Below are 12,627 nucleotides of genomic sequence, written 5' to 3'. Positions count from 1 at the left end.
GCATGCCGGAAGTGGTAGATCACGTACGCGATCAAGACCGTGACGACGTAGGCGGGCATGATGCGCCGCACCCGGTGCCAGGCGTAGCGACGGACCGACGGCTCCGGGCCGCCCGTCGCGGCCGACTTCACCCAGGGTCGGAACAACAGGAAACCCGACAGCACAAAGAAAATCGGGACGCCGATCTCCAACCGCGAACACACCAGGCCGAAATAGCCCTCGATGTACTTGCCGGTTGTGTAGGCCGCGTGGGTGCCCACCACGAGAAGGGCTGCGACGGCACGGATACCGGTCAACGACACGACCCGATCCGGCCCGGCGACCTGTTCGAGTCCGCCCTGGGCCGCGGTGTCGGCCTGGGTCATCCCTGGTGTTCCCGCCTCGGTGCGCCACGACCGCCGCGGCGGTTTTTCTCTGCAGGCCGATCCGGCTGCAGGTTGATCAGCACACCGGAAATGCGAGTCTTCTCAAGCGCTTTCAACGTCGCATGGGGCAACTTCGCCGGCAGCTCCACCAGCGAGAAGTCTGGCTTGATCGTGATATGGCCGAAATCGCTGCGGTGCAAGCCACCTTCGTTGGCAATGGCGCCGACGATCGCCCCCGGCCCGATCTTGTGCCGCTTGCCGACCGCGATGCGGTAGGTGGCGAATCCTTTTTTGGGGCCCTCGCCCGCGCCACGGGCCGGCCGGTCGGGCCGGTCCTGACGCTCCTTCGCCCGGCGCTCGGGCGGCGGCTCCGTCATCAGGAAGGCTTCGCCGTTGCGCGACTGCAACGCCAGCGCCGCCGCGATATCGGCCATCGGGACGTCGTTGTCGCGCTCGTAATCCGCGACCAGACGACGGAACAGATCCAGACCGGGCGACCCGAGACTGTCGGTGATGGAGTCGGCGAATTTCGCCACCCGCTGTGCGTTGACGTCGTCGACGCTGGGCAGTTGAGCTTCAATGAGCTTCTGCCGGGTCGCCTTCTCGATCGACTTGAGCAGGTGGCGTTCCCGCGGCGACACGAAAAGCAGCGCCGACCCCGACCGCCCCGCCCGCCCGGTGCGACCGATCCGGTGCACGTACGACTCGTTGTCGTGCGGAATGTCGTAGTTGAGCACATGCGATATCCGCTCGACATCCAGCCCGCGGGCCGCGACATCGGTGGCGACCAGAATGTCGATTCCTTTGCTGCCACCTTTTTTGAGGGCAGCGATGGTCCGCTCACGCACGGCCTGCGGGATATCACCGTTGATCGCCGCGGCGGAAAAGCCCCGGGCACGAAGCTTTTCGGCCACCTCTTCGGTGGCCTGCTTGGTGCGGACGAAGATGATCATCGCCTCGAAGGGCTCGACTTCGAGGACCCGGGTCAGCGCGTCCATCTTGCGCGGGCCGGCCACCTGAATGTAACGCTGCGAAATGTTATCGGCGGTCGCGGTTTTCGCCTCGACCTTGACTTCGGTCGGGTCGTGTAGATATTTGGCGGTGAGCTTGCGGATCGCCGATGGCATCGTCGCGGAAAACAGCGCCACCTGCTTGTACTCCGGGGTATCGGCCAGGATCCGCTCGACGTCTTCGGCGAAGCCCATCGCCAGCATCTCGTCGGCCTCGTCGAGCACCAGGTAGTCCACCTTGGACAGGTCCAGCGTCCCGCGCTCGAGGTGGTCGATCACGCGGCCGGGCGTGCCGACCACCACCTGCGCGCCGCGCTTCAGCCCGGACAACTGCGTCATGTAGGACGCTCCGCCGTAGATTGGCAGCACGTTGATCTGAGGCAGGTGCGCACCGTACCGGCTGAACGCCTCGGCCACCTGCAGCGCCAGCTCCCGCGTCGGCGCCAGCACCAGCGCCTGAGTGGCTTTGCTGCTGGTGTCGATCTTCGACAGGATCGGGACGGCGAAAGCGGCCGTCTTGCCGGTCCCGGTCTGCGCCAGCCCCACCACATCCGACCCCGCCATCAGGGCCGGGATCGTCGCCGCCTGTATCGCGGAGGGGGTTTCGTAGCCGACGTCGACGAGCGCCTGCAGCACCGACGGGTGAATCTGCAGGTCGCCGAAGGTCACCGCGGCATCATCTTGGGAGTCCATGTCGAAACGAAGTTTAAAGCGTGTCGAACACACACCGAGTTAAGTGTTCGCCACCGCCCTTCTCGGGCGTCGTCGGTTCAGGCCGCGGGTGCGGTGTGAACGTCGGTTCCCGCTTCTTTCGGGCTGGTTTCACCGGCACCCGATGGGTGCTGGTCAGCGCCGTCCCGTCGGCGGGCGTTGATAGCCCGGCCCCGTTGCTTCGAGGTCCGGGGATCTGGTGATGCGTTGTGATGGGCCCGGCCCCAGCGGGCCAGATTGACCGCCGCATTGGTGTCGCGATCTGCGGAGTATCCGCAACCGCAGGTGAACACCCGATCGGCCAGCGTCAGGTCGCTTTTAGTCGCGCCGCAAGCCGCGCAGAGCTTGGTCGACGGATACCAGCGATCAGCGAAAGCGAGCGTACCGCCCCGCCAGTCCTGCTTGTAGCCCAAAAGGCGAGCAAATTTGCCCCAGCCGGCGTCGGAGATCGCTTGGGCGAGGCGATGGTTGGCCAGCATCCCAGACACATTGAGGTCCTCGATGACGAGCCGGTCGTGAGTCTTGACCAGCGCGTTGGATACCTCGTGGAGAAAGTGCCGACGGATGTTGGCGACGTGATGGTGGTGCCGGGCCAGTTTGGCAGCAGTGCTTCGGTGGTTGCGCGATCCTTTTTGCTTGCGCGCCAACGATTTCGCCAGCCGCTGTTGCCGTTTCATCCCAGCGGCCAGCGGCTTGGGGGCATCAGGTATACGAGCGACCTCAGTGCCATCGGCAGTGCCTGCGACCACAAACGCTGACAGGCCACGGTCGAGGCCGACCCACCCGCCGTCATCGGCCGGATCGCGCGACATGTGGTGGTGGGCGGGGTGCAATTCAGCAGCCTCGATGTTCAGCGACACCCACCATCGCCCGGCGCGCTGGCTGACCGTGGCGAACAAAATCCTCCCTCTGTTTTTGTCCAGCAGGCAGCGCAGTCTGCGGGTGTCGTCATGCACCGTCACTCGACCAATGCCGGGCAAGGTGACTGAGCGCGGCCGGCCTTGATCACCGACACGAATCGGCGGCGGACGGCCTTTGGAGTGATTGTTGCGCAGCCGAAACGACGCCACAGCGCCGGCTTTCTTCTTAAAGCGGGGAAAGCCGACTCGTTTGCCCGCGCGTTTACCCGCGCGTGACTTGGACCACGCCGCCAGCGTTCGTCCACAGTCCACCGCGGCTTCTTCGAACACTTGCTGGCACACTTCGCGCCGCCACATAAGGCCCGTGACCACCGTGGCGGCGATGCCAGCGGTGTCGACCGTGAACAACCGGCCCGCGTCCGCGGTTTTCTTCCACCCGTTAAATGCGTTGATCAGATCAAAACCCGTCCACGGCACATCCACTTCCGGACGGCTCTTCCGCCGGTTCAGCGCGGTTTTGACCATCTCCAGGCATTGGTTGAACGCGAACCTCGCTGCGCCAGCATGTCGGGCCAGAACCTCGGACTGCTCAACGGTGGGGTCGAGGCAGAACTTGAATGTGGTGTGTCGGCCCATGAGTTGTGAGCATCCCACCACCCACCGACAAAGGTCGACGTCATGCTTGTGCAGCGCCGCTCGGCCACGCCTGCCGCGTCGATAGAGCTGGTCAAGGTACCGTGCGGCGTTGTGTGGACACGATTACGCGGTAGCCGGCGGTGGACCGGGCTGGCCGCTGCCGCACTGCTCGCCGCGACACTGAGCGGCTGCGGATCAGGGGATTCGACCGTCGCCAAGACGCCGCAGCCCACGACCCATCCGACCGCCGCCCCACACTCGGCCGCACCAGCGCCGGCCCCGACCGCCGCACCGACCAGCGCCGGGCCGGTCGACCCGTGCGCGGTCAATCTGGCCGACCCCGCGATCGCGCGCGGGGTATCCGAGCTGCCGAACGACCCGCGCAGCCAGCAGCCGTGGAACCCCGAACCGCTGGCCGGCAACTTCAACCAGTGTGCACAGCTGTCCGCGGTGATCGTCAAGGCCAACACCAACGCCGAGAGCCCCAACACCAGAGCGGTGCTGTTTCATCTCGGCAAGCTCATTCCGCCCCAAGGCGTTCCCGACACCTACGGCTTCAACGGGATCGACAACTCGCAGTGCACCGGCGACACGGTCGCGCTGAGTTACTCCGGCGGCATCGGTTTGCCGAGCGTGGTGAAGTTCCGCTGGAACGGCAAGGGGGTGGAGTTGATCGCCAACGCCGGCTGATTTGTCGGCATAGCCGCCTACAGTGGCTGCTGTGTTCATGGCAGGCGACAGCGTCATCTACAGCGCCTCGGATCTCGCATCCGCCGCGCGCTGCGAGTATGCCCAGCTGCGGGAATTCGACGCCAAGCTCGGCTGGGGTGAACGGGTCACCATCGAAGACGAATTGCTGGCCCGCACGGCAACTCTCGGTGACGAGCATGAGCAACGCCGTCTCGACCAATTGCGCGACGAACACGACGACGTCGCCGTCATCGGCCGTCCCTTCCCTTTCACCATCGAGAACATCACCGCGGCCGCGGCGCAGACCCGCCGGGCCATCGACCGCGGCGCTGAGGTGATCTATCAGGCCGCCATGTTCGACGGCCGCTTTGTCGGGTTCGCCGACTTCCTGGTGCGCCGCGACGAGAAGTATCAGGTCTCCGACACCAAGCTGGCCCGCTCGGCAAAGGTCACCGCCTTGCTGCAGATCGCGGCCTACGCCGATGCGTTGAGTGATGCCGGCATCCCGGTGGACGACGAGGCCGAATTGGTGCTCGGCAACGGGACTGCGGTCAATTACCGCGTCGATGAGCTGATTCCGGTGTACCGCGATCAGCGCGCGCGATTGCAGCAGCTGCTTGACAACCACCACGCCAGCGGCGTGCCGGTGCGCTGGGACGACGAAAACGTCCGGGCCTGCTTCCGGTGCCCGGTCTGCGAGGAGCAGGTGCGTGCAACCGACGACCTGTTGCTGGTCGCGGGCATGCGGGTTACCCAGCGCGCCAAGCTGATCGATGCGGGCATCTCCACGCTGTACGAGCTGGCCACCCACACCGGACCGGTCGACAATGTCTCCGCCCGATCGTTGGCCAAACTGGTCGCGCAGGCCGACCTGCAGGTTCGCCAACGGGGAGCCGGCACACCGCAATTCGAGGTCGCCGATCCGCAACCGCTGGCATTGCTGCCCGACCCCGACGAAGGCGATCTGTTCTTCGACTTCGAGGGCGACCCGCTCTGGACGGCCGACGGCGTCGACTGGGGCCTGGAGTATTTGTTCGGGGTTCTCGAAGGCGGCAAGTCGAGCGCCTTCCATCCGCTGTGGGCGCATGACCGGCCCGATGAGCGCCATGCGCTGATCGACTTCTTGGCGCTGGTTGCCAAGCGGCGCAAGCGGTTTCCCAACATGCACGTCTACCACTACGCCGCCTACGAGAAGACGGCGCTGCTGCGGCTGGCCGGTCGCCACGGCGTCGGGGAAGACGACGTCGACGACTTGTTGCGCAGCGGGACCCTGGTCGACCTGTATCCGATTGTCCGCAAGAGCATTCGGACCGGTAGCGAGTCGCTCAGCCTGAAGGCGCTGGAACCGCTGTACATGGGTTCGCAGCTGCGTTCCGGCGATGTCACCACGGCAGCCGACTCGATCACACAGTACGCGCGCTACAGCGAACTGCGTCGCAACGGCGAGGTCGACGGGGCGGCGACCGTACTCAAAGAGATCGAGGACTACAACCACTACGACTGCACGTCCACTCGCGAACTGCGAGATTGGCTGCTGCTGCGGGCATTCGAAAGCGGCATCACCCCGAGCGGCGCCCAGCCGGTCAGCGACGGCGGCGATATCGAACCGGCTGATCGACTCGCCGTGGCGCTGGAGAAGTTCACCGGAGTTGCGGCCGCCGCCGACCGCACTCCCGAGCAGACCGCGGTTGCCCTGGTATCGGCCGCACGCGGGTATCACCGCCGCGAGGACAAGCCATTCTGGTGGGCGCATTTCGACCGACTGAACTACCCCGTCGACGAATGGGCCGACGAGACCGACGTCTTCATCGTCAGCGACGCAGAGGTCGCGACCGATTGGCACAAGCCGCCGCGCGCGCAGAAGCTGCAACGCCGGCTGCAGCTGACCGGCGAATTGGCGCGCGGCGCCATCAATCGAGAGGTCTACGCGCTCTACGAGCCACCCGCCCCATCCGGCTTGACCGGCAACCCCGATCGAAGGGCGGCCGGCCGGGCTGAGGTGGTCGGGGTCGACGATCCGAGTGTGCCGACCGAAGTGGTCCTTCTCGAACGAACCCCCACGGACGGCAGCACTTTCGACGAGCTCCCGTTCGCGCTGACACCCGGCGCACCGATCGGAACCAAGCCGCTGCGGGAGGCAATCGAGGCCACGGCGGCCCAGGTGGGCGCCGGGCTGCCGCAACTCCCCCGCACCGCGGTGTTCGACATCCTGCTGCGCCGCCGGCCCCGGACCCGCAGCGGCGCTGACCTTCCCCGAGACGGCGACGATGCCGACACCATCACCGCCGGCCTGCTCGATCTGGATTCGTCCTACGTGGCAGTGCACGGACCACCCGGCACCGGCAAGACCCGTACGGCCGCGCAGGTCATCACGCGGCTGGTCACCGAGCACGGCTGGCGTATAGGCGTTGTCGCGCAATCACACGCCGTGGTGGAGAACCTGCTGGGCCGCACGATCGCCGCCGGTATTGATCCGCTGCGCGTGGCCAAGAAGAAATCCGACCGTCGAGATGTCGGGTGGCAACAGATCGACGAGAAGGAATATGCCGGATTCATCACCGGCACAACAGGATGCGTGATCGGCGGCACCGCCTGGGACTTCGCCAACCCGAACCGGGTTCCGCCGGGAAGCCTGGACCTGCTGGTGATCGACGAAGCCGGACAGTTCTGTCTGGCCAACACCATTGCCGTCGCCGCGGCGGCCGCCAACCTGCTGCTGCTCGGCGACCCTCAGCAGCTGCCGCAGGTCAGCCAGGGCACACATCCCGAGCCTGTCGACGGATCCGCGTTGGGCTGGCTGGTGGAAGATCACCGCACCCTGCCCACCGAACGCGGCTACTTCCTCGACCGCACATATCGCATGCATCCCGCGGTGTGTGCACCGGTGTCGGTGCTGGCCTATGAAGGGCGGCTGCAGTCCTGCGACGACGTCACCGCAGCGCGTCGTCTCGAGGGTTATTCGCCCGGAGTGCATGTCGTTCGTGTCTCCCACGACGGCAACGCAACTGAGTGCCCCGAAGAAGCCGCCGCCATCGTTGCCCAGATCAGGGCCTTGGTCGGCTTGGCATGGACGGCCGAAGACGGCACCCGGCCGTTGACGGCCGCGGACGTGCTGGTGCTGGCCCCCTACAACGCTCAGGTGCTGCTGCTGCGGGAACACCTGGCCGCCGCGGGGCTCGGTGAGGTCCGGGTCGGGACCGTCGACAAGTTTCAGGGCACCGAGGCGCCGGTGGCCATCGTCTCGATGACGGCCTCGTCCGTCGAAGACATACCGCGCGGAATCCCGTTCCTGCTCAACCGCAATCGGTTGAACGTCGCGATCAGCCGCGCGCAGTATGCGGCAGTGATCGTGCGGGCCGAGACGTTGACCGATTACCTGCCCGCCGCGCCGTCCGGTCTGGTGGATCTCGGCGCTTTCCTGGCCCTGACCGGCTCCGGCGCTCCGGCGTAAGGGCTTACCGGCGGGCCACAGTCGCGGCACACGCTGCTAAGGGTCGGGATCGGACCGATGGTGCCTGTTCGGCGGCGGGCGGTGATGGCCGTTGCGGAGTTCGTCGCGTGGGGCGGCACCGGGCGGGCGCGGTGCATGGTCGCTTGACCCACCGTAGGTGTCGATGTCATCGAAGAACGGTTCGTCATAGTCGACGCGGCGTCGGTCCCGCGGAGAGAATTCCTCAACCGGCCGGAAACGTTGGTCGTCGTCGACACGGAAGCCGTTGTGGGCGAATCCGATTAGCTCGTCCTGCGGTGCCGAGTCGGTTTCGTCGAGCAGGCTGCGCCACGATTCGACCGGTGAGCTGTGCCAGTTCTCGGCGGGCGCCGGCCGCGGATGCTCGATCCGGACGGTCAGCGGTTCGGTGCGGGGCTCGTGGACCTGCGCGCGGGCCGGTCGGCTTGCCGCGCGCGACGGCGGTGCGGTGGGCGCCGGCGCCAGGGTGTATTCGACGTAGTCGTCGTCATCGTCGAAGCCGTCGCGGAAACCGTCGAAACCGCTGTCGAAACCGTCTGCGGCACTGGGCCTTACCCGCACACGCCGGGTCGGAGCGTCCGGGCTGTCCACGGGGGGTCCCGGCTCATCCCCGCCCGCCGTCGATCCGCCGACCAGGAAAAGTGCCGCCCCGATCCCGAACAACGCGATGAACGCCGGAAGCAGCATCGACTGCGACATCGCGGCGGCGAACGGCTCGCGCAAGAACGCCGGCATCTGCAAGGCCATCCCGCCACCACCCGGCGGACCCGCGGCGCCGTCGGGCATCAGCGGCAGTTCCGAGGTGATGCGCGACGTCATGAACGAGGCCATGCCGGCACTGCCCAACACGGCGCCGACCTGACGGGTCGCGTTGAACACGCCGGAACCGGCGCCGGCGAACTGCGGCGCCAGGTTTCGGGTCGCGGTAGCGGTCAGCGGCGCCCAGATGAACGCCATCGCTATGCCCAAGACAAAGAACGGCAGAATCAGTTCCCAGATTGCGGTGGACGGCGTCATCACGATCGAGAGCCAGGTCAGGCCGATCGCCAGCGCGGAGAAACCGAATCCAACGACGGACTGTGGATGGGCCCGGTCGACCATCCTGCCGACGAACGGCGCGAGCACACCGCTGGTAATCGCCATCGGTGCGGTCAGCAGCGCCGAGCGGGTCGGCGACAATCCGCACACCGCTTGCGCATAGAACATCAGCGGCAAGATCATTCCGGTGGCGGCGAACGCGATGACGACCGCCGCGACGTTGGCCAGACTGAAGTCGCGGTCGCGGAAGATATCGAGCGGAATCAGCGGCTCATGGGTGCTGACCGACTGCCAGTAGACGAATGCCGTCATGAAGCCGATGCCCGCAACCAGCACCGCCCAGATCCATGGCGCCCAGTTGTTGGACTGCCCTTCCTGCAGGGAGAAGACGATCAAGAACATCCCCACGCCGGACAACCCCACACCGATCAGGTCGAAGCGATGGCGTTGGGTGGGCAGATCGGGGATCAGCCACACCGCCAGCCCCAGACCGATCACTCCGATCGGCACGTTGACGAAGAAGATCCAGGCCCAGCCCAGCGCGTCGACCAGCACCCCGCCGGCCAGCGGGCCGACCAGCGTGGCCACGCCCGCTGTGGCACCCCAGACACTCATCGCCACCCCGCGGCGATCAGACGGGAAGATGCGGGTGATCAACGACAGCGTCTGCGGACTCATCACTGCGGCGCCCAGCCCCTGCACGACTCGGGCGGCGATCAGCATCCCGATGGTGCCGGACAGGCCGCACCACAGCGACGCGGCGGTGAAGACCGCCAGCCCGACCACGTAGAGATTCTTCGGACCGAACCGGTCGCCGAGTCGACCGGACACCAGCAGCGGGACCGCGTACGCGAGCAGGTAGGCACTGGTCACCCAGATCACGGTGTCGTAGCTGGTAGCGAGCTTGACCATGATGCTGGGGTTGGCGACGGCGACGATCGTCGAGTCGAGCAAAATCATGAAAAAGCCGACCATCATCGCCCACAACGCGTTCCAGGGGTTCACATTGTCAGCGCGCTGTGAAGCGCGACTCGGGCGGCCGCCACCGGGTCGCCCGCGAGCAGTCGCCGTGGTCATATCCCTACCTCGTCTTGGCTTCGCACCGTATTGCCGGCCACCGTCAGCCGCCGCCGCGGACCGCCGGATCGCATCGAGTCGGCAAAGCTTCGCAACCAAGCCAGCTCGGCCTGCGTCGTCGCCAGCAAGTACTCGAATGCCAGCAGGTATCCGGCGGGTGTGACGCTGGCATCACGAAGCGCCATGATCTCGGCGGCCCGGGCCTCCAGCGCCCCGATACGGTCGTCAACTGCGTCCGCCGCGGCGTCTGTCCCCAGAGTATCGATCTGGGCCAGCGCGACGGCGAACTGCGGAAACTCATACGCCGGCACGGCGATCAGCTGGCCCACCCGATCGGCGAGCGCCTCGGCGCCGGCGTCGGTGATCTCGTAGATGGCCCGCTCCGGCCGCTTACCGTCCCGCGCAGTCGCCGCCCGGCGGATCAGCTTCTCCTCCGTCAGCCGGTCGACGACGTGATACAGCGAGCCCGGCCGAACCTTCACGATCCGGTCCGCGTGCCGTTCGACCAGCGTCTGAAACATCTCGTAGCCATGCATCGGGCGCCCTCGCAGCAGCGCCAGCACTGAGACACCCAACGAGGTGAGTTGATAGGCCATCGACTATCCGTCAGCTTGGCGGGCCGCCCCCGGCGCGTCGTCGGGCTGGGCGTGACCCCGCATCGTCATCGCACGTGTCTGAGCCGGATTATTCCTAACGGACTATTCGCCGCGACGCCTGCCCCCCCTTGCCGGAACCGGCGCTAGCCTGAAAGCACGTCACTGCCCGCACAGAACCGGGCACCAAGAGCCGGAGGCATTCATGAGCGCCCGACGGACCCGATCATCGACCGACTCGCTGCCCGCCACCCCCGAGGGGAAGCCCAAGAGGTCGGCGCGGGCATTAGCCAGCATCATCGAACGCAGTTCCCGCATTCAGGGACCCCTGGCGACTGCGTACGTGGACAGGCTGCGCCGCGCGGATCCTGACGCCGGCCCTGCCACGATCGTCGCGAAGCTGGAGAAGCGATTCGTGGCCGCCGTAACGGCCAGCGGTGCAGCGGTGGGGTCGACCGCGGTACTACCAGGGCTGGGCACACTGGCCGCACTGTCCGCAGCCGCCGGCGAGACGGCGGTGTTCCTGGAGGCCACCGCGTTCTACGCGCTGGCGACCGCGGCGGTGTACGGCGTTCTCACCGAAGACCGGGAGCGCCGACGCGCCCTGGTGCTCGCGGTGTTGGTCGGCGACGACAGCAAGCAAGCGATGTCCGAACTGATCGGCGGGGGCCGCACCGGCGGGGCGTGGTTGTCGGAGGGAGTGGCATCGCTGCCGCTGCCGGCGTTGTCACAGTTGAACTCGAGGTTGCTCAAGCGCGCTGTGCGGCGGTTCACGCTGAGGCGTAGCGCGCTGCTGTTCGGCAAGATCCTGCCGGTCGGGATCGGCGCCGTCATCGGCGCCGTCGGCAACCGCCTGGCGGGCAAGAAGATCGTGCGTAACGCCCGCCATGCGTTCGGCACGCCGCCGGCGCGGTGGCCGGTCAACCTGCACCTGCTGCCGACGGTTTCCGACGCGGGCTGACCGCGAGAACCCTGTCAGAACTCACGTGGCGGATCGCTGTCGAAGGGTTAGCCTTTATGAGGCGGCCGGTCGACACCGCGGCAGGTGCGACGCGCCGACGCCGGGCACGTAGTGGCGAGCGCGGCATAGCGCTTCCGGACAGAGGAATCGAGGCGAGCAGCTGCTGTGAGCAGTACGAGTTCACCATTCGGACAGAACGAATGGCTGGTCGAGGAGATGTACCGCAAGTTCCGTGAAGACCCCTCCTCGGTCGATGCAAGCTGGCATGAGTTCTTGGTCGACTACAACCCCGAGCCGCCGCTCGACGCTCCGGCCGCTGTGAAGCCGCCCACACCGGCTGCGGCCCCGCCGCCTCCAGCGCCCGCTCCCACTCCCCCGCCGCCTGCACCCGCCGCACCGTCCGCGTCCGGCAACGGTGCGCCAAGCGCACCGGCGCCCGCTGCCAAGTCAGCCGGCCCGCCACCCGGCGACGGCGACGAGGTCCAGGTGTTGCGGGGTGCGGCCGCCGCCGTCGTGAAGAACATGTCGATGTCGCTGGACCTTCCGACAGCGACCAGCGTGCGCGCGATCCCCGCCAAGCTGATGATCGACAACCGCGTGGTGATCAACAATCAGCTCAAACGCACTCGCGGCGGCAAGGTTTCGTTCACCCACATCTTGGGCTACGCGCTGGTGCAGGCACTCAAGGCCTTCCCGAACATGAACCGGCACTACGCCGAGGTCGGCGGCAAGCCCACGTCGGTCACGCCCGCTCACATCAACCTCGGTCTCGCCATCGACTTGCAGGGCAAAGACGGCAAGCGGACATTGGTCGTCGCGGCTATCAAGCGTTGCGAAACCATGAGCTTCGCGCAGTTCGTCGCGGCCTACGAGGACATCGTCCGGCGAGCCCGCGATGGCAAGCTCGCCGCGGAAGATTTTGCCGGCGTGACGATTTCGCTGACCAACCCCGGCACCATCGGCACCGTCCACTCGGTGCCGCGGCTGATGGCAGGCCAGGGAACGATCGTCGGCGTCGGCGCGATGGAGTACCCGGCCGAACTCCAGGGCGCGAGCCCCGAACGCATCGCCGAACTGGGTATCGGCAAGCTGATCACCCTGACCTCGACCTACGACCACCGCATCATCCAGGGTGCGGAATCGGGCGACTTCCTGCGCACGATTCACGAACTCATCCTCGCCGACCATTTCTGGGACGACCTGTTCCGGGAAATGGG

The 12,627-nt window shown here is 66.7% G+C and carries 9 protein-coding genes; 4 read left to right on the top strand and 5 right to left on the bottom strand.

Annotation, left to right across the window (positions count from 1 at the left end; genetic code table 11):
• The 3 genes from VGH54_RS16590 to VGH54_RS16580 form a co-directional block, all read right to left on the bottom strand.
• The coding region (locus VGH54_RS16590; RefSeq protein ID WP_331513165.1) for an acyltransferase at positions 1-365 on the bottom strand (365 nt) is incomplete at its 3' end.
• Positions 362-2,068 carry a DEAD/DEAH box helicase gene (locus tag VGH54_RS16585; RefSeq protein WP_331513164.1) on the bottom strand — a complete coding sequence of 569 codons (1,707 nt, stop codon included), beginning with the start codon at positions 2,066-2,068 and terminating at the stop codon, positions 362-364. The genes VGH54_RS16585 and VGH54_RS16590, both read right to left, overlap by 4 nt.
• Positions 2,069-2,145: 77 nt before the next feature.
• Positions 2,146-3,582: an RNA-guided endonuclease TnpB family protein gene (locus tag VGH54_RS16580; protein ID WP_331513163.1), complete on the bottom strand. Its 1,437-nt coding sequence runs from the start codon at positions 3,580-3,582 to the stop codon at positions 2,146-2,148.
• A 42-nt stretch (positions 3,583-3,624) separates the two neighbouring features.
• Here VGH54_RS16580 and VGH54_RS16575 point away from each other — a divergent pair, with 42 nt between their 5' ends.
• Positions 3,625-4,272, top strand: a complete 648-nt coding sequence (locus VGH54_RS16575; protein ID WP_331513161.1) for an LppP/LprE family lipoprotein — start codon at positions 3,625-3,627, stop codon at positions 4,270-4,272.
• 31 nt (positions 4,273-4,303) lie between these two features.
• Positions 4,304-7,723 (top strand): TM0106 family RecB-like putative nuclease, encoded by a 3,420-nt coding sequence (locus tag VGH54_RS16570; protein ID WP_331513159.1) that lies wholly within the window; start codon positions 4,304-4,306, stop codon positions 7,721-7,723.
• 36 nt (positions 7,724-7,759) lie between these two features.
• Here the strand turns inward: VGH54_RS16570 and VGH54_RS16565 are convergent, their stop codons facing one another.
• Together VGH54_RS16565 and VGH54_RS16560 are read right to left on the bottom strand one after the other, a co-directional pair.
• Positions 7,760-9,856, bottom strand: coding sequence for an MFS transporter (locus VGH54_RS16565; RefSeq protein ID WP_331513158.1), 2,097 nt, complete (start codon positions 9,854-9,856; stop codon positions 7,760-7,762).
• A complete protein-coding gene (locus VGH54_RS16560) occupies positions 9,853-10,452 on the bottom strand; it encodes a PadR family transcriptional regulator (RefSeq protein ID WP_331513157.1) in 600 nt (199 codons plus the stop codon). The genes VGH54_RS16565 and VGH54_RS16560 overlap by 4 nt, the downstream gene beginning before the upstream one ends.
• A 202-nt stretch (positions 10,453-10,654) precedes the next feature.
• Here VGH54_RS16560 and VGH54_RS16555 point away from each other — a divergent pair, with 202 nt between their 5' ends.
• Together VGH54_RS16555 and VGH54_RS16550 are read left to right on the top strand one after the other, a co-directional pair.
• Positions 10,655-11,410 (top strand): hypothetical protein, encoded by a 756-nt coding sequence (locus VGH54_RS16555; protein ID WP_331513156.1) that lies wholly within the window; start codon positions 10,655-10,657, stop codon positions 11,408-11,410.
• A 165-nt stretch (positions 11,411-11,575) separates the two neighbouring features.
• Positions 11,576-12,627: 2-oxo acid dehydrogenase subunit E2 (locus VGH54_RS16550; protein WP_331513155.1), on the top strand; the 1,052-nt coding region annotated here is incomplete at its 3' end.

The sequence above is a fragment of the Mycobacterium sp. genome, from assembly GCF_036488105.1.
In the GTDB taxonomy this organism is placed as follows: domain Bacteria; phylum Actinomycetota; class Actinomycetes; order Mycobacteriales; family Mycobacteriaceae; genus Mycobacterium.
This window is presented reverse-complemented; position numbering and strand designations above follow the sequence as displayed.

Coding starts and splice junctions, on each gene's coding strand:
- VGH54_RS16560 (WP_331513157.1), bottom strand. CDS start 10,452: ATGGCCTATCAACTCACCTCGTTGGGTGTCTCAGTGCTGGCGCTGCTG.
- VGH54_RS16585 (WP_331513164.1), bottom strand. CDS start 2,068: ATGGACTCCCAAGATGATGCCGCGGTGACCTTCGGCGACCTGCAGATT.
- VGH54_RS16580 (WP_331513163.1), bottom strand. CDS start 3,582: ATGGGCCGACACACCACATTCAAGTTCTGCCTCGACCCCACCGTTGAG.
- VGH54_RS16565 (WP_331513158.1), bottom strand. CDS start 9,856: ATGACCACGGCGACTGCTCGCGGGCGACCCGGTGGCGGCCGCCCGAGT.
- VGH54_RS16555 (WP_331513156.1), top strand. CDS start 10,655: ATGAGCGCCCGACGGACCCGATCATCGACCGACTCGCTGCCCGCCACC.
- VGH54_RS16575 (WP_331513161.1), top strand. CDS start 3,625: ATGCTTGTGCAGCGCCGCTCGGCCACGCCTGCCGCGTCGATAGAGCTG.